Source organism: Pandoraea horticolens (assembly GCF_902459555.1).
In the GTDB taxonomy this organism is placed as follows: domain Bacteria; phylum Pseudomonadota; class Gammaproteobacteria; order Burkholderiales; family Burkholderiaceae; genus Pandoraea; species Pandoraea horticolens.
The window spans coordinates 295,377-316,899 of record NZ_CABPSM010000005.1 but is presented as its reverse complement, the minus strand read 5'-3'; the positions used below and the strand labels follow the sequence as shown (position 1 = coordinate 316,899).

The 21,523-nt window shown below is 63.2% G+C and carries 19 protein-coding genes and 1 pseudogene; 12 read left to right on the top strand and 8 right to left on the bottom strand.

What is annotated here, in order from left to right; translation table 11 throughout:
* Window positions 1-35 precede the first annotated feature (35 nt).
* The 5 genes from PHO31112_RS11485 (at window position 36) to PHO31112_RS11465 (ending at window position 5,558) form a co-directional block, all read left to right on the top strand.
* Window positions 36-926, top strand: a complete 891-nt coding sequence (locus tag PHO31112_RS11485; protein ID WP_150620618.1) for an alpha/beta fold hydrolase — start codon at window positions 36-38, stop codon at window positions 924-926.
* Between the two features lie 17 nt (window positions 927-943).
* Complete coding sequence (locus tag PHO31112_RS11480; RefSeq protein ID WP_246178039.1) at window positions 944-1,954, top strand: VOC family protein; 1,011 nt, start codon at window positions 944-946, stop codon at window positions 1,952-1,954.
* Window positions 1,951-3,717, top strand: a complete 1,767-nt coding sequence (mhpA, locus tag PHO31112_RS11475) for a bifunctional 3-(3-hydroxy-phenyl)propionate/3-hydroxycinnamic acid hydroxylase MhpA (protein ID WP_150620617.1) — start codon at window positions 1,951-1,953, stop codon at window positions 3,715-3,717. The genes PHO31112_RS11480 and mhpA overlap by 4 nt, the downstream gene beginning before the upstream one ends.
* A gap of 25 nt (window positions 3,718-3,742) precedes the next feature.
* Window positions 3,743-4,537 carry a 2-keto-4-pentenoate hydratase gene (locus PHO31112_RS11470; RefSeq protein ID WP_150620616.1) on the top strand — a complete coding sequence of 265 codons (795 nt, stop codon included), beginning with the start codon at window positions 3,743-3,745 and terminating at the stop codon, window positions 4,535-4,537.
* A 301-nt stretch (window positions 4,538-4,838) separates the two neighbouring features.
* Complete coding sequence (locus PHO31112_RS11465; RefSeq protein ID WP_150620615.1) at window positions 4,839-5,558, top strand: HD domain-containing protein; 720 nt, start codon at window positions 4,839-4,841, stop codon at window positions 5,556-5,558.
* A gap of 76 nt (window positions 5,559-5,634) precedes the next feature.
* Here PHO31112_RS11465 and PHO31112_RS11460 read toward each other — a convergent pair whose 3' ends face one another.
* A complete protein-coding gene (locus PHO31112_RS11460) occupies window positions 5,635-6,108 on the bottom strand; it encodes an Lrp/AsnC family transcriptional regulator (RefSeq protein WP_150620614.1) in 474 nt (157 codons plus the stop codon).
* A gap of 160 nt (window positions 6,109-6,268) precedes the next feature.
* Here PHO31112_RS11460 and PHO31112_RS11455 point away from each other — a divergent pair.
* The 3 genes and pseudogenes from PHO31112_RS11455 to PHO31112_RS11445 all read left to right on the top strand — a co-directional run bounded on the left by PHO31112_RS11455 (window position 6,269) and on the right by PHO31112_RS11445 (window position 9,313).
* Window positions 6,269-6,839, top strand: a pseudogene (locus PHO31112_RS11455) (M20/M25/M40 family metallo-hydrolase).
* A gap of 38 nt (window positions 6,840-6,877) precedes the next feature.
* Window positions 6,878-8,110, top strand: coding sequence for a diaminopropionate ammonia-lyase (locus tag PHO31112_RS11450; protein ID WP_150620613.1), 1,233 nt, complete (start codon window positions 6,878-6,880; stop codon window positions 8,108-8,110).
* 36 nt (window positions 8,111-8,146) lie between these two features.
* A complete protein-coding gene (locus PHO31112_RS11445; protein ID WP_150620612.1) occupies window positions 8,147-9,313 on the top strand; it encodes a M20 aminoacylase family protein in 1,167 nt (388 codons plus the stop codon).
* Between the two features lie 16 nt (window positions 9,314-9,329).
* Here PHO31112_RS11445 and PHO31112_RS11440 read toward each other — a convergent pair whose 3' ends face one another.
* Complete coding sequence (locus tag PHO31112_RS11440) at window positions 9,330-10,073, bottom strand: GntR family transcriptional regulator (RefSeq protein ID WP_150620611.1); 744 nt, start codon at window positions 10,071-10,073, stop codon at window positions 9,330-9,332.
* A 238-nt stretch (window positions 10,074-10,311) separates the two neighbouring features.
* Here PHO31112_RS11440 and PHO31112_RS11435 point away from each other — a divergent pair, with 238 nt between their 5' ends.
* On the top strand, window positions 10,312-11,766 hold the full coding sequence (locus PHO31112_RS11435; protein ID WP_150620610.1) for a 2-hydroxymuconic semialdehyde dehydrogenase: 1,455 nt from the start codon (window positions 10,312-10,314) through the stop codon (window positions 11,764-11,766).
* A 108-nt stretch (window positions 11,767-11,874) separates the two neighbouring features.
* Here the strand turns inward: PHO31112_RS11435 and PHO31112_RS11430 are convergent, their stop codons facing one another.
* The 3 genes from PHO31112_RS11430 to PHO31112_RS11420 all read right to left on the bottom strand — a co-directional run bounded on the left by PHO31112_RS11430 (window position 11,875) and on the right by PHO31112_RS11420 (window position 15,895).
* On the bottom strand, window positions 11,875-13,080 hold the full coding sequence (locus tag PHO31112_RS11430; protein ID WP_150620609.1) for an aminotransferase-like domain-containing protein: 1,206 nt from the start codon (window positions 13,078-13,080) through the stop codon (window positions 11,875-11,877).
* Window positions 13,081-13,243: 163 nt separating this feature from the next.
* Window positions 13,244-14,743: an L-piperidine-6-carboxylate dehydrogenase gene (amaB, locus tag PHO31112_RS11425; protein WP_150620608.1), complete on the bottom strand. Its 1,500-nt coding sequence runs from the start codon at window positions 14,741-14,743 to the stop codon at window positions 13,244-13,246.
* A 126-nt stretch (window positions 14,744-14,869) separates the two neighbouring features.
* Window positions 14,870-15,895 carry a DUF1338 domain-containing protein gene (locus tag PHO31112_RS11420; RefSeq protein ID WP_150620607.1) on the bottom strand — a complete coding sequence of 342 codons (1,026 nt, stop codon included), beginning with the start codon at window positions 15,893-15,895 and terminating at the stop codon, window positions 14,870-14,872.
* Between the two features lie 169 nt (window positions 15,896-16,064).
* Between PHO31112_RS11420 and PHO31112_RS11415 the strand changes: the two genes are divergently transcribed.
* Complete coding sequence (locus PHO31112_RS11415) at window positions 16,065-17,000, top strand: LysR family transcriptional regulator (protein WP_150620606.1); 936 nt, start codon at window positions 16,065-16,067, stop codon at window positions 16,998-17,000.
* Between the two features lie 26 nt (window positions 17,001-17,026).
* Here PHO31112_RS11415 and PHO31112_RS11410 read toward each other — a convergent pair whose 3' ends face one another.
* Together PHO31112_RS11410 and PHO31112_RS11405 are read right to left on the bottom strand one after the other, a co-directional pair.
* On the bottom strand, window positions 17,027-17,674 hold the full coding sequence (locus tag PHO31112_RS11410) for a YitT family protein (protein ID WP_150620605.1): 648 nt from the start codon (window positions 17,672-17,674) through the stop codon (window positions 17,027-17,029).
* A 145-nt stretch (window positions 17,675-17,819) separates the two neighbouring features.
* Window positions 17,820-18,917: a branched-chain amino acid aminotransferase gene (locus tag PHO31112_RS11405; protein WP_150620604.1), complete on the bottom strand. Its 1,098-nt coding sequence runs from the start codon at window positions 18,915-18,917 to the stop codon at window positions 17,820-17,822.
* 421 nt (window positions 18,918-19,338) lie between these two features.
* Between PHO31112_RS11405 and PHO31112_RS11400 the strand changes: the two genes are divergently transcribed.
* The gene (locus PHO31112_RS11400; RefSeq protein ID WP_150620603.1) at window positions 19,339-19,692 is read left to right on the top strand and encodes a hypothetical protein; all 354 of its coding nucleotides are present in this window, start codon (window positions 19,339-19,341) and stop codon (window positions 19,690-19,692) included.
* Between the two features lie 13 nt (window positions 19,693-19,705).
* Here PHO31112_RS11400 and yfcF read toward each other — a convergent pair whose 3' ends face one another.
* The gene (gene yfcF / locus PHO31112_RS11395) at window positions 19,706-20,377 is read right to left on the bottom strand and encodes a glutathione transferase (protein ID WP_150620602.1); all 672 of its coding nucleotides are present in this window, start codon (window positions 20,375-20,377) and stop codon (window positions 19,706-19,708) included.
* Window positions 20,378-20,574: 197 nt separating this feature from the next.
* On the opposite strand from yfcF, the gene PHO31112_RS11390 reads away from it, so the two are divergent.
* Window positions 20,575-21,474 carry a LysR substrate-binding domain-containing protein gene (locus PHO31112_RS11390; RefSeq protein WP_150620601.1) on the top strand — a complete coding sequence of 300 codons (900 nt, stop codon included), beginning with the start codon at window positions 20,575-20,577 and terminating at the stop codon, window positions 21,472-21,474.
* The last annotated feature ends 49 nt before the right edge of the window (window positions 21,475-21,523 follow it).

Here is a 21,523-nt window from a genome sequence, read left to right as displayed (position 1 = left end):
GTCCATACCTCGCACAACTCGGAGCAACCGACGCCATGGATGTCCCATCTATCACTCACTTGATGAGTCAACGCACCGTCCAAGTCGGTGCGCGGCAGATTTTTCTGAAGGAAGCCGGTGATGGCCCTGTGGTGCTGATGCTCCACGGTGGTGGTCCAGGCGCATCGGGCGTTTCCAACTACTCGAGAAACATCGAAGCGTTGGCGCGTCACTTTCGAGTTCTCGTGCCGGACATGCCGGGCTATGGGAACTCCACCAAGGGGGTGGATCGTGGCGATCCGTTCGGTGACTTGGCCAGCGGCATGCTGGGAATGCTCAATGCATTGGACATCGAGTGCGCCCACGTGATCGGCAACTCCCTTGGAGGTGCGTGCGCGCTGAGGATGGCGCTGGATCGCCCCAAGGCGGTTGGCCGTTTGGTATTGATGGGGCCCGGTGGTGTGAACACGACGCGCCAATTGCCTACCCCTGGCCTCAAGCGGCTGCTGAACTACTACAAGGGCGAGGGCCCAACTCTGCAGAAACTCGCCACGTTCATCCGTGGCGACCTGACCTATGACGGCAGTCTGGTACCTGAAGAGGTGATCCAAGAGCGCTTTCTGTCCAGTATCGATCCAGAGGTCGTTGCCAGTCCGCCTCTGCTCGGACCCAAAGGCATTCCGCAGTTCCGCAAGATCGACTTCACGCGCGATCCGCGTCTGACGTCGCTGCGCAACCCCACGCTGGTGCTGTGGGGTACAGAGGACAAGGTCAATCGTCCTAGTGGCGCGCGGTCGCTGCAGCGTCGCCTGCCGAACTGCGACGTATACCTTTTCAGCAAAACCGGTCACTGGGTGCAGTGGGAGCGAGCCAATGAATTCAATGCAGTTGTGCTCGCGTTTTTGGCACAGGACGGCAGCGAAGCGCGCGCCTCCCAAACGCGATAACGCCGGGGCTTGCTGCTATGTCAACCACTACGACTACAGAAGCTGCGCCGAAAAGCCTGTTCGGCTGCGTTCGCATGGGCTATTTGCTGGCCGAATCCAATCGCCTGGATGAATGGGCGACGTTCGCCGCCCAGGGGCTGGGCCTGCACGTTGATGTTCCGCGACGCGACGTAGTCGCGTGCCGCATCGATGCGCATCAACGACGTCTCATCGTCCGTGAGGGGCCTGCCGAAGATGTCATCGCCATCGGCTGGCAGCTCAGCGATGCGGCAGCGCTCCAACTGGCTATCGCGCGTTTGTCTGCGCGCGGCATACGCGTTCAGGAAGGGAATACAGCGGAAGCGGCTTTGCGCGGTGTCGACAGGTTCTGGTTTTTTGCGGGCCCCAAGAAGCTGCGCACCGAGATTTTCACAGCGCCAGTCATCAGCAATCTGCCGTTGGAGATGAAAGCGAGCGGCTTCGTGACCGACGCAGCAGGCATGGGGCACGTTGCAGTGACGACACGGCACCCAGAAGCCATGCAAGCGTTCTGGAAAGAGATATTCGACGCACGGTTGTCGGACGAGATTGAAGACAAGATCGACGGTCTGGATCTCGACTTCGCTTTCCTTCGCTTCAACGAACGTCACCATTCGTTTGCCACTGCGTCGACGCGAGGCATTCGTCTGAATCCGCTGCGCACCCAGATTCATCACATGAATCTTCAATGCGCATCGCTGGATGACTTGACCCAGGCATATCTGCGGTGCCGCGTATTGGGCTATCCGATCGCCAATGCGATCGGTCAGCACCCGAATGATCGCGAGCTTTCGTTCTACGTCCAAACACCATCCGGGTTCGAGATCGAGTTGGGTTGGAACCCACTCGTGGTGGATGAGCAAACGTGGTGCCCCACGACCTACCGGGGAATCAGCCTGTGGGGCCACCGCCCCGAAAACCTGAGTCTACGAGTCAGATTGGGGCGTTTTCGCCGCTGCCTCATCTCGTTGATGCAGCCCGAATTCACTATAAGAGGAGACCAGTCATGAACGCAGTGCCTCAGGACGATGCTTGCGATGTCGCAATCGTAGGGCTTGGTCCCACCGGCCTGGTACTGGCGCATATGCTCGGACAGGCTGGTCATCAGGTCGTTGTGCTTGAGCGGGAGCCGGTCTTCTACGGTAACGCTCGCGCCGTGTACACCGACGACGAATGCATGCGCATCTTCCAGCACCTTGGCGTGGTGGATGAACTGCAAGCCAGAATGATGATGGAGACGCCGGTTCAGCTCGTACGTCCGGACGGCACGCCAATCACTCAGTACATGCCGCGCAAGCGTCCTTTCGGTTGGCCGATCATTAACTTCTTCTATCAGCCGTATCTTGAAACAACGCTCTCTGAAACCCTGTCGCGCTATCCAAACGTAGACGTGCGCCGGGGGCGAGAAGTCATCGATTTCTCGCAAGACGCGGACGGCGTGAGCATCGCACACCAGGCAACGCGGGAAGCGCGATTCAGCGATAGCACGGATGCGCGCACGAGCGTGCAAGGCGAAGCGGACGCTCGAACCATCCGGGCGCGGTTTATGGTTGGGGCGGACGGCGGGCGTAGCGTCGTGCGTACGAAGCTCGGCATCGAAATGGCAGGCAAGAGCTTTCCGGAACCATGGTTGGTGGTTGACCTCGAACGCAAAACGGGAACAGATGCGCTGCGCCATTTGCCGTACTTCAATTTTGTCGTTGACCCCAAGCTGCCAGTGGTGAGCTGCGTTCAACCGGACAAGTTCCACCGGTTCGAGTTCATGCTGATGCCGGGGGAAACGAAAGAGAACATGGAGCGGCCCGAGACGGTGCGGAGATACTTGTCCATGTTTGTTGATCCAGACCAGTTTTTCGTCAAACGCAAGCTCGTCTACACATTCAATGCGCTGATTGCAGCGAAATGGCGAGACGGCCGCGTCCTCCTGGCTGGAGATGCCGCGCATATGACGCCGCAGTTTATGGGGCAAGGTGCCAGCTCTGGCGTCCGCGACGCATACAACCTCGGCTGGAAGCTCGACCTTGTGTTGCGTGATCAGGCGGCCCAAGCGCTGCTGGACACGTACCAGTCGGAGCGCCACGTTCACGCGAAGGCGATGATCGACGTATCCGTGCTGCTCAAGAACGTCGTGTCAGCAAGGAATCCGTTCGCGACGCTCCTGCGTGACGCTTCGCTCGGCTTGATTCGTACGATTCCGCCACTTCGGCGCTGGTTCCAGGAGGGTGGGTTCAAGCCGATGCCTGTCTACAAGAAAGGTACCTATCTTGGCCTGCCGCGCAGCCACCGGAACGGCCCTGAGGGCGCATTGGCTCCTCAGCCTGAGGTACGTCTGTTCAATGGCGCCAGGCAGCGGATTGACGATCTGCTTGGGCCTGGATTTTCTCTGATCGGGCTGAACGTCGATCCGTCTCGATATCTCGATAAAGCCTCTGCAGAGACGTTGAAAGCGTTGTCGACGCGAAGCATCACGCTGTACCCATACGGTGGACGTCCACAGGGACTGAACGGCGTCGATCGCGACAACACGAATGGCACAACGGAAGTCGAAGACATCGGCGGCGAAATGATCGCTTGGTTTGGCAAGGCGGGTTTCAGCGAAAAAGCCGTCGCGATTCTCAGGCCCGATCGCTTCGCTTTCGCCGTCGTGCCGGTAGTCGAACTCAATCGCACCGTAGCACGGCTTCGCAGCCAGTTGGGCATGCAGCGACTGGGCCGGCAATCCGACCTCGCGCGCGACTCGGTGAGCACGCTCTCCGTAGCTAAGGCTGCCTGATTACAGCATTTCACTCCCATTTGCCATGTCTCAATCGCTCGATCAAGAAGCCACTCAAGCCTCGGCCGAAGCCTTGCGCAACGCGCGTGCCACACGGACCTCGATCGCCTCGATTTCCAAGCAGTTTGGTATTTCCGGTCTGGAGGCAGCCTACGCCGTCGCTGAGGTGAATACGGTGGCACGAATTGCCGCTGGCCGGCGTGTTGTCGGCAAGAAAGTTGGACTGACCTCTATCGCAGTACAACAGCAACTGGGGGTCGATCAGCCCGACTTCGGCGTGCTCTTCGACGACATGGAGTATCTCGACGGCGATGAAATTCCAATGAGTCTCCTGATGCAGCCAAAGATTGAAGCAGAAGTGGCGTTTGTCGTCGGGCGAGATATCGATGACGAGGCACCGAGCTATGGTCATGTGCTGTCATCGCTGGCTTACGCAGTTCCCGCACTCGAGATCGTGGACAGTGCAATCACCGATTGGCGGATCACGCTTGAAGACACCGTTGCGGACAACGCATCGTGCGGTCTATACGTGCTCGGCCATCAGCCAATGGCAGTCGGCCAGTTGTCGCTTGGCGAACTCGGCATGTCGATGACTCGTCATGGAAAGACTGTCTCGACCGGAAGCGGTGCTGCATGCCTGGGTCACCCATTGCGTGCGGTCTACTGGCTGGCACGCACGATGGCGCGCAGAGGGCAGATGCTGCGTGCTGGCGACGTGATCCTCTCCGGAGCGCTCGGTCCGATGGTACCGGTTGCCGTGAGCGACGCAATTCATGCGCAGATCGGTGCGCTTGGCAGTGTGAGCTGCCGAATCGGCTGAGGGTGAGATCGATGAGCGGGAAACTGAAGGTGGCGATTATCGATAGCGGCAATATTGGCACTGACCGAAAGCCCTGATCGCAATCAAGATGCTCTCCGCAGAAGCCGTCGGCATGACAAGTGAAGAACGCGGCTTCGGTTCGTGTGTGCTGGAATGAATCTCCAACATTCATTCGTTCATAATAAAGCCCCGCAGGCATTGAGTCTGCGGGGCTTTGTTTCATGCGTGGAAGTCTCTGTTTGTCGCAGTGAGGCGAGGTGATCGCCAAAGGCCAGACAGGCACAATGGAAATCGGATTGTCATGAATTCATCGACTACGCAACTGGCGCAAGCCTTCTCTCCCTATGGCGAGGTCATTGTCGCCGTGCTCGACACATTGGACGCGCCATCGGCAAAGGCGGATGCGCGCGAGGGTAACGACGTTCGTGAAGACGGATCGCATGACTGGTCGCATTTGATTCGTGTGTGGCGGCTTGTGACGGAGATCGCGGCCGACGAGTCTTTCGTCGATCTGGAGATGCTGGCCGTGGCGACGCTGCTGCACGATTGCGTTCCGGTCGAAAAGACGGACCCGCGCCGTGCTCAGGCATCGCGGCTCTCGGCGCAGAGGGCGAGCGGCGTTCTGCGCACGCTTGGATGGACTGCCGAGCGGATCGCCGCAACGGCGCACGTCATCGAAGCGCATAGCTTTTCGGCAGGTGTCGCGCCTCAGTCGCGCGAGGCCTGCGTGCTGCGCGACGCGGATCGCCTCGACGCGATCGGCGCCATCGGCATCGCGCGGACGTTCTATGTCGCCGGTCGCACCGGCTCGCGGCTATACGATCCGTTTGATCCGTTTGCGGCAAACCGCAGCCTCGACGACCGCCGCTTCGCACTCGACCATTTCGAAACCAAGCTGCTTCGTCTGACCGACGGCCTGGCGACATCGAAGGCCCAACGTATCGGTGAGCAACGCATCGCGACGATGCGCGCGTACCTCGATCTGCTGCGAGACGAAATATCTCCGAGCGCTCGCGAGTGATTCGTCAGAACAGCACAATCCGACCGATAGGGGCGAGGAATCGACACATTCAACATAGCCTGCGTAATCGCAGGCGTCACGCCACGGCGGCGTCCAGCGGTACCTCCAACCCCACCTTCACGTTGCTCATCGAGACGAGTGTCTTGAAGCGCTTGACGTTGTTGCTCTCGAAGAAGAGGGCGCGCGTGAGTGCGGTGTACTGGGCCATGTTCTGCACGACCATGATGACGACGAAGTCGCATTCCCCCGCGACGTAATAGCACTGCTGCACTTGCGGACACGCCAGAAAGCTGCGCTTCATGGCGTCGAGCAGGTCGAGCCGCTCGTTCTCGACTTCGACTTCGGTGACGATCGTGAGCGGGTAGCCGACGCTCGCCGGATCGACCAGCGCGATGGTCTTGCGCGTCACACCTTCGTCGGCGAGCTTCTTCAGCCGCCGGTTCACCGCGGCAGACGACAGATTGACCTGCGCTCCGAGCGCATGCTGGGGTGTCGTCGCGTCTTGCTGAATCGCCGCGAGCAGGGCGATGTCGTAACTGTCGAGGCTCATCGTGCGCAATAAAAGTTCGATTCGGACGCAAAAAATGCGCTAATCCTACGCGCGCTCCGGAATATTATTCAGGCTGTCCGACGATACTCCGCTAGCGGCAACCCTCGAAGGTGGCGACATTTGACGCCCGCCCGGATATCCCTGCCAACACGACTGACTCATGTCCGAAACGAAAGCCTCTGCTGTCCTCCATCTGAATGGCCCGGTTCTGCTGCGACAACTGCGCGAACTGGGCGAGATCGGCGCCGACCCCGTCGCTGGCGGACGCACCCGCGTCGCCCTCACCGATGCCGAGAAGGCCGGTCGCGATCAGGTCGTTGCATGGATGCGAGAACTCGATCTCGATGTGCAGATCGATCGCATCGGCAATATCTTCGGCACGCTTCCGTCGCGCCCGATCACCGTGGCGGCGTTCACCAACGAGGAAGGCGCCCGCTTTCATCCCGACATGATGGGATCGCTGGTTCACGCCGGTGGTCTTCAACGCGGAGTTGGCAGACGTCATCGAGGCGAGCGCGAAGCGTCGTGGTCTCTCGTACAAGCGTATGACATCGGGCGCGGGTCACGACGCGCAGATGATCGCGCGCATCGCCCCTGCGGCGATGATCTTCGTGCCTAGCCGTGGCGGGATCAGCCATAACCCGCGCGAGCACACCGACGACGACCAACTGGTGCGGGGGACCGAAGTGTTGCTCGATGTCATTGCACAGCGTTTTGGCATGTATCGGTAAGCCAGTTCCCCGAACAACGCAATACCGGAGCCCCCCAAATGCTGTATGCCAATCCTCATGCCGTGCGCGCGCCGTACCCGGCAGAGCTTCAGGACATCATGAGCATCGCTCGTGCGCAGGAGAGCCGCGATTGTCTCGCGCACTGGAACGGGCTGACACCCGGCAGCACGCCGCTGCGCACGTTACCCGATCTCGCCGCATCGCTGGGTGTGCGCAGTGTGCTCGTGAAGGACGAAGCGCTGCGTTCCTCGCTTGGCAGCTTCAAGGCGCTCGGTGCACCGATTGCGCTCGTGCGCCTGCTGCTGCGCAAGTTCGTGGGGCGAGGCTTCACGGCGCGGACGCTGCTGGGCGGTGAACATCGCGAGGCGCTCGACGGTTTCACGGCCATCAGCGCGACCGATGGCAATCACGGCCGCGCGCTGGCCGCTGCCGCGCAGCGTATCGGCTGCCGTTGCGTGATCGTGCTGCATGCGAACGTGAGCGACGAGCGCGAGCGAGCGATCGCCGCCTACGGTGCCGAGATCGTGCGTATCGCAGGAACCTACGACGCTTCGGTGGAAGAAGCGGCGGCGCTGGCGGCGCGTCATGGCTGGTATGTGGTTTCGGATACGTCCTACCATGGGTACGAAGTCATCCCGCGCGATGTGATGCAGGGTTACGGAACCATCGCTGCCGAAGTCGATGAGGTGTTCAGCGGCAATGGCGCCCACACCGAGGACGTCTGCCCCGTGACACACGTCTTCCTGCAAGGCGGCGTGGGCGGGCTGGCTGCCGGCGTCGCGAGCTACCTGTGGGAGCGTTGGGGCGCACGGCGTCCGACGTTCGTCGTGGTGGAGCCGGTGCAGGCCGATTGTCTGTACCAAAGCGCCATCGCGGGGCGGGCGGCGTCGGCCTCGGGGCTGGTCGACTCGCTGATGGCCGGGTTGGCGTGCGGCGAGACGTCGCCCCTTGCGTGGCGATTTCTGCAACCGTCGATTGACGCGTTCATGACTGTCACCGATGCTCAGGCTGTCGAGGCGATGCAACGTCTGGCGCGCGGCAGCGGCAATGACGTGCCGTTCGTGGCGGGTGAATCGGGGGTGGCCGGTCTGGCGGGGCTGATGCAGGCCGCGGCAACACCTGCGATGGCGTCGGCTATCGGCCTGACGGCAGACTCGCGCGTGTTGCTCGTCAGCACCGAAGGCGCAACGGCGCCATCGGTGTATGCGGAACTCGTCGGCGAACCGGCGGCGTCGGTCACAGCGCGCCAGCAGGCGTGGCTGGCGCGCTGACATCATCATCGAACACAACGGGCAAGGGGGCTTCGTATGACGCAGGACATCTATTTCGCCAAGGCGCTCACGGGCTGGCGGCACGCGTTCCACCGTCAACCGGAGACCGGCTTCGAGGAAGTCGGCACGTCGCAGACGGTCGCGACGATTCTGGAGAGCCTCGGACTCGACGTGCATCGCGGCATCGGCGGCACAGGACTTGTTGCGAACCTGCGTGTCGGAGATGGCGGCGGCGCTATCGGCATTCGGGCGGACATGGACGCGCTGATGATCGCCGAACAAGCACCGGAACGCGACCACGCGTCGCAGGTGCCGGGCAAGATGCACGCGTGCGGGCACGACGGCCATATGTCGATGGTGCTTGGCGCGGCGAAGTTGCTTGCGGAGTCGCGCGACTTCAACGGCACGGTTCGCTTCATCTTCCAGCCCGCCGAGGAACATGGCCGCGGTGCGAAGGCGATGATTGCCGACGGGCTGCTGGAGCGTTTCCCCATCGATGCGATTTATGGCGTTCACAACATGCCGGGCATTCCGGTGGGACGCATCGCAACACGCCCCGGCGGCATCATGGCGAGCGAGGACAACTTCGTCGTCCGCATTCGTGGCAAGGGCACGCATGCGGCGCGTCCGCACATGGGGGTCGATCCGCTGGTGATCGGCGCGCAAATCGTGGTGGCGCTTCAGACCGTGGTGTCGCGTAACGTCGATCCGGGCCTGTCGGCGGTGGTGTCGTGCACAGAATTCATCACAGACGGGATTCGCAACGCCATTCCGACGAACGTTGTCATCAAGGGCGACACGCGCAGCTATACGCCGGACGTTCAACAACTGCTCGAGACACGCATGCGAGATATCTGCGTGGGCCTGTGCGCGATGCACGGCGCGCATTGCGAATTCGAGTACACGCATGAATTCGCGCCCACGGTGAACCGGGCAGACAACACGGCGCTCGCGGTTTGCGCGGCGCAGGCGGTTGCCGGTGACGCGATGGTCGATGCGGAGGTGGCGCCGGTGATGGCGTCGGAGGACTTCGGCGTTTTTCTTCAGCACGTGCCGGGCAACTTCGCGTTCATTGGCAACGGCAGCGGCGACGAGCCCGGGGCTATCCCGTTGCACAACGCCGGCTACGACTTCAACGACGCGATTCTGCCGCTCGGCGCACGCTACTTCGCGCAGATCGTGCGCGACAGTCTGCCGCGTTGACCGTCGCGCCGGCCGCTCACCGAACCGGCGTGAGCGGTACGGTTCCGGCGTTGACGATAGCCTCTGGCAGTTCGCGCACGGCTTCGAGTGTCTTGCGAATGTGCGCCGCGAGCAGTGCCGACGCCTTGTCGGCATCGCGGGCGAGGCAGGCGTCGAAGATGGCCTGATGTTCTTCGTGGACGTCGCGCGGCACCGGCCGGTGCGTGATCGACAAACGCCGGTAGCGTTCGGACTGACGATAGAGAATCGCCAGAAAGTGATGCAGCCAGCGCGAGGGGCACGCCCGGATCAGCACTTCATGAAAGGCGCGATTGCGCGCTTCCCATTGGGCGAACTGGCTGCCGTCGCCGTGCTGCCCCTGCCCGTTCCCCAGCCGTTCTTCGGCGAGCGAGAGCAGGTGAAATGCGCTCGTGAGATCGGCTTCCCAGGTGTCGTCCCCCAGCGCCACGGACTGGCGTAACGCTTCGGTCTCCAACTGCACGCGCGTCTCGGTAATGTCGATGAAGTCGGCCAGTGAGATGGGCGTCACCCGAAATCCCCGGTGACCATGCTGCACGACGAGGGCGTCGGCCACCAGCAGTGCCAGCGCTTCACGCAGCGTTCCCGCACCGACCTCGTAACGATCCTTCAAATGCTCGACGCGCAGCTTCTCGCCCGGCGCGAGCCGTCCCTCGACGATGTCGCTGCGCAGACGCATGTACGCGCTTTGCGCCAGCGTGGTGTCGGCAGTCTGGAGGGCGGAAGGGGTTGGGCTATGCATACGCGCGGCGGCTCGGTAGAGGTGCCGAGATTATAAGCAGCTTTGCATCGATTTTCGCAAAGTCGACTAAAAATCGAGATAAATAAAAATTCTCGAGAAAAAGTTGACGAAGACCCGGCAGCGGATTTATCGTGTGCTGCATACCGCCGCCCTCGGCGCCGAGGGCATGCCAAGAGACGCCGTGCGCGCCCCGGCAGGGTGATCCGTTCCACAGCAACCGACACAACGAGAGTGAGACATGAAGGATTTCCAGAACTTCATCAATGGTGAGTGGGTGTCAAGCCCCCGCACCTTCGAGAACCGCAACCCGGTCGACAACAGCGTGATCGGCCACGTGCACGAAGCCGGGCGCACCGAGGTGGATGCTGCCGTTCGCGCCGCACGCGCCGCGTTGCAAGGCCCGTGGGGCACGATGACGGTCGAGCAACGCGTGACGTTGCTGCACGCCGTGGCCGACGGCATCAACCGCCGCTTCGACGACTTCCTTGCCGCAGAGATCGCGGATACCGGCAAGCCGCATGGTCTGGCGAGCCATCTGGACATTCCGCGCGGCGCGGCGAACTTCAAGGTGTTCGCGGACATGATCAAGAACGTGCCCACGGAGTCGTTTGCGATGACGACACCCGACGGCGGCAACGCGTTGAACTACGGTGTGCGCACCCCGCGTGGCGTGATAGCCGTGGTGTGCCCGTGGAACCTGCCGCTGCTACTGATGACGTGGAAGGTCGGCCCGGCGCTGGCGTTCGGCAACACGGTGGTGGTGAAGCCGTCGGAAGAGACCCCCGCCACGGCCACGTTGCTTGGCGAGGTGATGAACGAAGTCGGCGTGCCGCCGGGCGTCTACAACGTGGTGCACGGCTTCGGCCCGGCATCTGCGGGCGCGTTCCTGACCGAGCATCCGGGGGTGAACGGCATCACGTTCACGGGCGAGACGCGCACCGGCGAAGCGATCATGAAGGCGGCTGCGAGCGGTGTGCGTCCGGTGTCGTTCGAGCTGGGCGGCAAGAATCCCGGCATCGTGTTCGCGGATGCGGATTTCGACAAGGCGGTGGCAGGCATTACGCGTTCGAGCTTCGACAACAGCGGTCAGGTGTGTCTGGGCACGGAGCGCGTGTACGTGCAACGGCCGATCTTCGAGCGCTTCGTGGCGGCGCTCAAGGAACGCGCCGAATCGCTGAAGCTGGGCGATCCGTACGCGCAAGGCACGAATTTCGGCCCGCTCGTCTCGCAGGTGCATCGCGAGAAGGTGCTGTCGTACTACGCCAAGGCGCGCGAGGAAGGGGCGACGGTCGTTACGGGCGGCGGTGTGCCCGACATGCCGGCGTCGATGAAAGACGGTGCCTGGGTGCAGCCGACCATCTGGACCGGCTTGCCGGAGACGGCCTCGGTCATCCGCGAGGAGATCTTCGGGCCGTGCTGCCATATCGCGCCGTTCGATACGGAAGAAGAAGTCATCGCGATGGCGAACGCCACGCCTTACGGCCTTGCCGCGACCGTCTGGACGTCGGATGTCAGCCGTGCCCACCGCATGGGCGCGGCGCTTGAAGTCGGCGTCTGCTGGATCAACGCTTGGTTTCTGCGCGATCTGCGTACGGCGTTCGGTGGCGCAAAGCAATCGGGCATCGGCCGCGAAGGCGGCGTGCACTCGCTCGAGTTCTACACTGAACTGCGCAACGTTTGCGTGAAGCTCTGAGCATAAACGTCAAGGACCTCGCTGACCCGCCCTTCTCGGACGGCCAGCGAGGCCCTCGTCATTGCATTGGCATCGTGAGCGTCAGGTGTTGACTGGGCACACGCGTCTTTACCCTATCTTCTTGCCGGTTGCATCCATCGCACGCGCCAATCGCGCTACGCCATCTTCAATCGCCGTGACCGCAGGCGCAGCGAACGATAACCGCAGCGACGCCTCATCGGCGTGCTCGGCAAAGAACGCGGTTCCCGGCACGAACAGTACCTTCTGCGCAATCGCATGCGGCAGCAACTCGCTCGTCTTCACCGCTGCGAGACGCGCCCACACGAACATTCCGCCCTGCGGTGCGTGGAACTGGATGGCATCGCCCAGCTTGTCACGCAACGCGCCGCACATGGCGTCGCATTTGCGTCGATAAGCCTCGGTGATCTTGGGCAGATGCCGCGTCAACGCGCCGTCCGCCAGATACTCGGCCGCGATGGCTTGCGTCCACGGCACGCTGCACAGATCGACGGTTTGCTTGGCAACCACGCAGCGACGCGCAATCTCCGGCGGCGCAACCGTCCAGCCCACTCGCAACCCCGGCGCGACGACCTTCGACAGGCTCGAGAAATGCACCACCCAATCGCGCGATCCCGGCACCTCGGCCGTCAGCCCCAACAACGTCGGCACCGTCTCGCCCGCGAATCGCAGGTCGCCATACGGATCGTCTTCCACGATCAAGAACCGGTACTCCACCGCCAGCTTCAGCAGGGCGATGCGACGCTCGCGCGAGAGCGTCGCCCCCGTCGGATTGGCAAATGTGGGCACGGTGTACAGCAGCTTCGGCACGGCAATCTTGCCCTCGCGCAGCAGTGCGCTCAGGTGGTCGACGTTCAGGCCGTCGGCGTCGACCGGCACCGTGACGATCTTCGCCTGTTGCAGTCGCAACGCCTGCAACGTCGCGGGATATGCCGGCTGCTCGGTCACAACGACATCGCCCGGCGCGACCATCACACGCAACAGCAGATCGAGCCCTTGCTGCGACCCAGTCGTCACCAACAGTTCTTCGGCAGCGCACGGTGCGCCGCGCGAGGCCATCAGCAAGATGAGCTGGGCCTTGAGTTCGGCGAGCCCGTCGGTCGGGCCGTACTGGAGGCAGCGCGTGGGTTGGGCGAAGGCGCGGGTCTGTGCGGCTGCGAGACCGTCGACATCGAACAGATCGCTTGCCGGATACCCGCCCGCGAACGAGATCATGCCCGGCTCGGACAGGTATTTGAACAGTTCTCGAATCGGCGAGCCCGCCGGATTGGCGAACGGAGAAGTGAATGCGTACATGGGGGCCTCGCTGCAAAAAGCGTGACGGAATTCGGCGGCTTGGGGAAGGGCGCCGGAGGCATCCGCCATGTTGGCAAGAGGCGTCCGGCGCTGACAGAACTTGCGGCAGCGCCCACGGCGCGGCCCATTGGGATGGGCCACGCCGGCGGCAGCTAGCGCGACTTCACTCGACCGAGAAGTCGATGCCTTGCGCGAGCGGCAGGGCGGAAGAGTAGTTGACGGTGTTGGTGGCGCGACGCATGTAGCCCTTCCACGCGTCGGAACCCGACTCGCGGCCGCCGCCGGTTTCCTTCTCGCCGCCGAATGCGCCGCCGATTTCCGCGCCGCTCGGGCCGATGTTGACATTGGCGATACCGCAGTCGCTACCGGCCGACGACGTGAAGCGCTCGGCTTCGCGCAGGTCGGTCGTGAACACGCACGACGACAGACCGTGCGATGCGGCATTGTTGCCGTCGATGGCTTCCGAGAAGTCGCTGTACTTGAGCACGTACAGAATCGGGGCGAACGTTTCGGTCAGCACGACTTCCGTTTGCGACGGCATTTCGACGATGGCCGGCTTCACGTAGAAGCCGTTCTCTGCGCCGGCGACCGTGTGACGCTCGCCACCCGTGACCTTGCCGCCTTGTGCGCGTGCCTGATCTAGAGCGCCCTGCATGCGCTTGAACGCGCCTTCGTCGATCAGCGGGCCCATCAGGGTGCCGCGCTCGAGCGGATTGCCGATGGAGACCTTGCCATACAGCGTCTTCAGACGGTCGACGGTCTTGTCGTACACGCTTTCGTGCACGAACAGGCGGCGCAGCGTGGTGCAACGCTGACCGGCCGTGCCGACGGCCGAGAACAGAATGCCGCGCGGGGCCAGTTCCATGTCGGCGCTGGCGGTTACGATACCGGCGTTGTTGCCGCCCAGTTCCAGAATCGAACGGCCAAAGCGGCGTGCGACTTCCACGCCGACCTTGCGGCCCATTTCCGTGCTGCCCGTGGCGCTCACGATGGCTGAGCGCGGGTCGGCAACCAGTGCCTCACCCACGTCGCGGCCGCCGATGATGAGGGCGGTCAGGCCTTCCGGTGCGTCGCCGAATTCGGCGATGACTTCTTCCATCAGCTTGTTGACGGCCAAGGCGGTCAGCGGCGTCTTCTCCGAAGGCTTCCACACCACGGCGTTGCCGCAGACGAGCGCGAGCGCTGCGTTCCATGACCACACAGCGACCGGGAAGTTGAAGGCGGAGATGACCGTGCACACGCCCATCGGATGCCACGTCTCGGCCATGCGGTGGCCCGGACGCTCCGACGCGATGGTCAGGCCGTACAGTTGACGCGACAGGCCGACGGCGAAGTCGCAAATGTCGATCATTTCCTGCACTTCGCCCAGACCTTCTTGCAGGATCTTGCCGGCTTCGAGCGTGACGAGCGCGCCCAGTGCCTGCTTGCGCTCACGCAGCTTTTCGCCGAGCAGGCGCACCAGTTCGCCACGACGCGGCGCCGGCACATTGCGCCATGCGGTGAACGCGGCGTGCGCGCGGGTGAGCGCGGCTTGCGCGTCGACTACCGAGGCGCTGGCCACGCGGCCGATCAATGCGCCGTCGATCGGCGAGTGCACGGCGATGTCGCCGGCTTCGGCCAGTTTGGCAATGCCCAGTTCGTTGAGGATGGAAGTCGCGTTCACGTTGATACCCCTATGGAATTCAGTATTGGCCGCCGGTGCCGTTCACCGGAGTCGGCAGGTGAGGAGGCGGCACAGGCGCACAAGACGTATTGTGCACCGAAGGCCACCCGGCCTCGCTTGGCTCAGTTACTTGGCGTTGGCCGTCATCTTGAAGATACCTTGTGCATTGCCGGCGTCGAACCGCAGGTCGGTCTTCCAGCAACGCTTGGCGGTGTCGTACTCGCGATGACGCGTGATGAACTCGTAGAACGAACCCGGCACCTCGCGTGTGACGATCTCGCCGTCCTTGCCGCGGAACTCGCGACGCACGGTGTCGGCACGATAAGCCGTCTGGAACACGCGACCGGAGCGTGAGCGCTCGACCTCGGGCTTCATCGGGCGGCCCTTGGCCTTCTCGGCGTCGGACAGCGCGAACACGTCTTCGACGCGGTCGGTCGCATGGTTGAACGCATTGCCTTCGGTCGCGATCCAGGCCATTTCGGCGGACTCGGCCAGCAGCAGCTCGTAATCGGCTTCGCCCGGCACGTCGTGCTGACGGGCGAACGCGCCGACGATCACCGGCAGCAGCGCCTGCGCGCTGTCGAGCGGCAGGGTGCCGTCGCGTTCCAGCTCCCAGAGCTGACCGGCGGCCGCGGGTGTGAGCGGGTCTTTCGACGTACCGACGACACGCGACACGGCTTGCTGAAACGTCTCGGAGAATCGCTCAGGGTGCAACTCGCTCACGAAGAACTGCGAAATCTCTTCGGGGGCGTCTTCATGGGCATAGGCGCGACCGGTCATGCCGAGGCGATCAAGCGGATACCGACCATTCAGACGGAAGCCCAGCGGACGCAGAATGCGCGTGAAGGCGGCTTCGCCCGGCGGCAGGGCGCCGTTCTGTGCCCAGCGCACCGTGCGCAGCGCGCCGTGATCGAAGTAGACGCTGCCACCCCCGGCAATCGCTTCTTCCGTATAGGTGCGGCCGTTCGGCGAACGCGCCAGAAGTCCCTCGAACAGGGCCATGTTCATGGCCTGCGCCAGTTCGGCGCGGGTCACGCGGCCCGGCTCGCAATCGGCCAGAATCGATGGCGAATTGAGCGTGGCGAAGAGCGCGTCGGTTCGCGCTTCCCCAATCAGGGAAACCAGCAAGGACTGCACATTGGCATTGCGCATCGGATTGTCTCGCAGGGGAGGGGCGCCGTCTCGTGTGGCGCCGCAGGGTGTCAGGACATGGCATGGGGCGCGTCACCCCATGCCATCTTGCAGTAACAGCATTATTGGAACGGATGCCGCGCCCGTAAAGCGAGATAAAATTGCCACTTGATGCGTTTTAGGAATCAATATGCGCAAATTCAAGACCCCCGGCACGGCGGCGCTGCTGGCCTTCGAGGCAGCCGCTCGCCATGAGAGCTTCACTCACGCGGCGCGCGAGCTGTTCCTGACGGAAAGCGCAGTGTCGCGCCAGATCGCCACGCTTGAGACGCAGCTTGGCGTGCGTTTGTTCGTTCGTGCGAAACAGCGGGTGGTGCTCACGCGCGCCGGACGCCTGTACGGCACGCAAGTGCGCCGCACGCTGGAACAACTGGACCGCGACACGCTCGCGATCATGGCCCACGGCAGTGGTGGCGGCTATCTCGAGCTGGCGGTGCTGCCGACGTTCGCGTCGGAGTGGTTGATTCCGAGAATGAAAGACTTCGACGAACGGCACCCGGACGTTCGCGTGAACATGGGGGTGCACACCGACCTCTTCACGTTTGACGAGACGCACTTCGAAGCGGCCATTCACTTCGGACAGCCGACGTGGCCGGGCACCTCGTCGGACTATCTTTTCGGTGAGGAAGTGGTGCCGGTGTGCCACCCGTCGTTGCTGAAAGGGCCGGTGCGCAACGCAGCGGATTTGCTCACCTACGCGCTGCTGCATTCGACGACCCGTCCCAGCGCCTGGACACAGTGGTTTGCGGAACAGCGCATCGAAGACAACCGGACACTGCAAGGCGTGCGCTACGAACTCCACACGATGCTGATCGCCGGGGCGGCCGCGGGGCTCGGCATCGCGCTGGTGCCGAAGTTCTTCGTCGAAGGGCAGTTGGCGAGCCTCGGCCTGACGATTCCGTTCGACGTGAAGAGCGTGGCCGGGTCGGCCTACTACCTCGTCTACCCGACGGAGCTCACGCACGGGCAGCCACTGAGTGTGTTCCGCGAGTGGCTGCTGACTCAGGCGAGCGCGTACCGGCCCAAAGAAACGGAAGGACGTGCCGGGTCGGCCAGCGCGGCCTAATGTGGCTTAATGTGGCCTAACGTGACTTAACGTCCGGTGTAGCGCCCCGGCCGGTGCCACGCCACGACCATAGCGCTCATGGCCACGGCAGACAGTGCGGACCAGGCGACGCGCGCGGCCGGTATGGTGGTGAGCGAGACGAGCAGAATCGTCGCGTCGATACACACCTGAGAGATGCCGGCGTTGATACCGCGCTCGCGTTGCAGCCAGAGCGTGACGATGCCGGTGCCGCCTACGCCTGCGCCGTGACGGGCGAGGGCCAGAATGCCCATGCCGCACAGCGTGCCACCGACGAACGCCGCGAACAGCGGGTTGACGAAGGCGACGTTGAACGTCTGCGGCATGGCAGCGAGGGCGAATGTGATGCCGAAGCTCGCGATGGTGGACTTGAGCGCGAAGCGCAAACCCATCGTGAAGTATGCGAACAGGAAGAACGGAATGTTCACCAACGTGAAGATGGTGCCCACCGGTAGGGGAAAGACGTAGGAGGCGAGCAGTGCGATGCCGGCCACGCCGCCGGTGACCAACCCGGCAGCCTTGAGCAGCACCAAACCGACCACCACAAATGCCATGCCGATGACCATCGCGTAGATGTCTTCGAGCACAGAGTGCGGAACGCCGATTGTGTCGGTTGCCGCAATGGCGCCGGATACCGCGCCCGAGTCGTGTTTCATGATCTGTCAGTCAAGGACAACAAGACGGCGCGCCCGACTCTCCTGATGTCGTAGCGCGCCGCCGGCGATTTCCCGCGTCGCTGTCTCGGGCGACGCGCAGCTTCACAGCTTGTTATGTCGAAAAACCAGACGTTACAACGTGCGATTACGCGACGTGGCGCACCCAGCCGAACGGATCGGCAACCTTGCCACGTTGAATGCCCGTGAGTTGATCGCGGATGCGCTTCGTGACCGGGCCTTCGCCACCGTCGGCGATGTTGAATTCGCCCTTGGCGTGGCGCACCTGACCGATGGCCGTGACGACCGCTGCCGTACCGCAAGCGAACGTTTCCTTCACGCGGCCGCTGGCGGCGTCGGCTTGCCATTGGGCAAACTCGTAAGGCGTTTCGTTGACGCTCAGGCCTTCGCGCTTGGCCAGTTCGATGATCGAGGCGCGCGTGATGCCCGGCAGGATCGTGCCGGACAGCGGCGGCGTCTGGAGCGAGCCGTCGTCCATCACGAAGAACACGTTCATGCCGCCGAGTTCTTCGATCCAGCGATGTTGCGCGGCGTCGAGGAACACGACCTGATCGCAGCCCTTCGCGCTGGCTTCGGTCTGCGCAATCAGGCTTGCGGCGTAGTTGCCGCCGCACTTGGCCGCACCGGTGCCACCGGGCGCCGCGCGCGTGTATTGGTCAGACACCCACACGGTCACGGCCGCCTTGCCCGGCTTGAAATACGGGCCGACCGGACAGGCGATCACGCAGAAGATGTACTCGTGTGCCGCGCGCACACCGAGGAAGCTCTCCGAGGCGAACATGAACGGACGGATGTAGAGGCTGCTGCCCTCGGTGCCCGGGATCCATGCGCGGTCGATGTCGACGAGCTTTTCCACGGCTTCGAGGAACACGGCTTCCGGCAGTTCGGCCATCGACATGCGCTTGGCGGATTCACGGAAGCGCTTGGCATTGGCTTGCGGGCGGAACAGCGAAATCTTGCCGTCTTCGCTGCGGTAGGCCTTCATGCCTTCGAAGATCTCCTGCGCGTAGTGCAGCACGGCGCATGCCGGGTCGATCTCGAACGGACGGCGGGCCTCTACCTTCGCATCGTGCCAGCCCGTACCCTCGGTCCAGCGGATCGTGACCATATGGTCCGTGAATACGCGGCCGAACACCGGGTTCGCCAGCTTGGCGGCGATCTGGTCGGCGGGCGTGGGGTTGGCGTGCGGCTCCACGACAAAACGCAATTGATTATCGGCGCTCATGTTTCTTCAATGTCTCGGCAGAGGTGGCTTCAGTCGTCAGTACCGTTAACGTAAACGGCAAGGTGGCGATATTTTCCTCCTTTCGGCCCCTGCCTGTCGACTGAATTCACCGCACAAGCCGTCATACGATGGTTTTCGCGAAAATAACGCCGAAAAACATTGAAATTTGGCCTGTTTTTGGAAGAAAAGTGCGAGATTCCGCAAAGATGCAGCTTGCCGATTCCTGCCGCCAGTCCATCGTACGCAGAGGTAACCGTGTGTCAAAAAGCATTTCGGCACACCATGCCGAAGGTGCTCGACATTTAAGATCAGAAGCGGATGATGTCGGGAACGCGGCAGCGTTGTCGACGGCCCGCTTTTGGCGGGCGGTCACACACTGGGGACGTACCTGCGCAACGAGAGCAAAGGGAGAGGGGGACAGATGAAATCGTCAACGATTCGGATGTTGCGCGCGTATCTGGTGGTGGCCTCGTTGGGGGCCGCTTGCATCGATGCCTGCGTCGTGACGGCCATGCTGGTGTTCGATGTGCCCGAGCGAATCTTCACCTCGGCCGACTTCCGGATCGCGATGACTGCGTCATTGTTCCTGCTGGTATTCGCGGCACGCGCGCTCGCGGCATCGGCGTATCAGGCGGCGCTCGCATCCCGTCACGCCATCGAGCATGGCGCGCGCGGCCGGGCCAGCGTCGCATTGCGCAACGACTGCCCGAACCGTCTGCTTGTCTTGCTTTACATCCGCCTTCACCGCCAGCGCCTGGCGTTGGTGGCGGCCTGACAGGGAAGACCGCTCAGGCGGCCTTGCCGTCGACCCGATCGCCCGGACGCGGCGGGCGCGTCATCGCTCCCCACTCCTGCACCGCCGGTCGCGTGAATTGACGGCGGGCGTAGTCGGCCAGCGCGGGCGGCACCACGTCGTTGTTGTACACGAGGCGGTTGAGCATCAGTGCGAGATCGACGTCCGCGATGCACCACTTGTCGAATAGCGACATGCGGCCATCGGGCAACAGACTCTGAGCAATAGCGATCAGTTTGCTTGCGGCGGCGTAGCCCGCGTCGGAGAGCGGCTTGTCCGTCGGACCATAGAAGATCACTTCCGTCGAGCGCTCCTCACGCAAGGCCCCCAGATCGCTGCGCAACCAGGCCTGAACCTGACGCGCCCGCGCACGCTCGTGCACACTCGGCGGATAGACCGGCACTTCGGGCGAAATCGTCTCGAGATACTCGGTAATGGCCGACGATTCGGACAGCGCGAAGTCGCCGTGCACGAGCGTGGGAACGCGGCGCGTGAGCGACATATCCGCGAAGGCGATTTCGTGATGTGCGCCCTGCTCGAGATCGACGGTGCGCAGATCGAACGGCAGACCTTTCTCGCGTAGCGTGACGAAGGCCGACAGTGCGTAGGGGCTCGTGAACTGAGCGTCCACATAGAGGGTGAACGAGGCGGGGGCAGCGGCTGACACGACGGACTCCTGTAAAGGGGCGCGCGGGCAACGGCGACGCACGCCGCAGCGGCATGCGATGTTGGCGCAACGGCCCGCAAGCGTTAATCTTGCCGCACGCGCGCGGTGATAAGCTACTGCACAAATCGCCAGTGAGGTGTGAGCTGGCTTCACACCTTGCCGGCTTTCTCAGCGCCTGTTCCTTCGCCCCCCGTCTCATGAACACTTCTCACCGCGCCCGCCCGCCGCTGGCGAATCTGGAGACTGTCTGCCTCGTCGCGCGTCACGGCTCGTTCACGGCGGCGGCCGACGCGAGCGGCCTCACGCATGGTGCGATCAGCCGCCGCGTCGGGGCAGTGGAAAACTGGCTAGGATGCGCGCTGTTCGAGCGGCACGGCCGGGGTGTCAGTCTGACCTGCGACGGCCAGCGATTCCTGGGGCGTATCGAGCATGCGTTCGACGTGATCGATGCGGCGGCCGACCAGTGGCATCAGGCACGCAAGGCGCCTGCCGTGCGTCTGAGCGTGGTGCCTTCCTTCGCTAAACTCTGGCTGCTCGAAAGGCTGCGTTCGCTCGAAGCGGGGCAGCCGTTCATCGACATTCACGTCACCACCGAACATCGCAATGCCGACGTGGGCGCGGGAGAAGTCGACATCGCGCTGCGCTATGGCCGCGGCGGCTGGACCAATGTCGATGCCGAACCGTTGATGGACGAGACGCTGTACCCGATCGCCTCACCGGAAATTGCGCAGCGTCTCGAAGGCGCGAGCGCGGCCGACATGCTCGCGATGCCGTTGCTGCACGACTCCGACCTGACGGGCTGGCGCGCGTGGTGCAGTGCGCAAGGCGTTTCGCTGCGCCCGCGTGCCCGGGACCGGCGCTTTGAGGATTACACCGTCGTACTTGCGGCCGCGGAAGCGGGACTTGGCATTGCAATGGCCCGTGCGCCGCTGGCCGGCGACTGGATCGCGCGCAGCCGCCTCAAGCGCTTGTCGAGCGTTGAAGTGGCGTGTCCGTTGAAGTACCACATCGTGACGGCCAAGCGCGAAAAGCGTCCCGAGGTGCTGGAAGTCATGGCGCGCCTGCATGAGGCGGCGCGTGCGAGCACGCGCACGTAAATACCATGATTGCGACAGGGCGAACGGGCGGGGTTTCCCGCACTGCCTA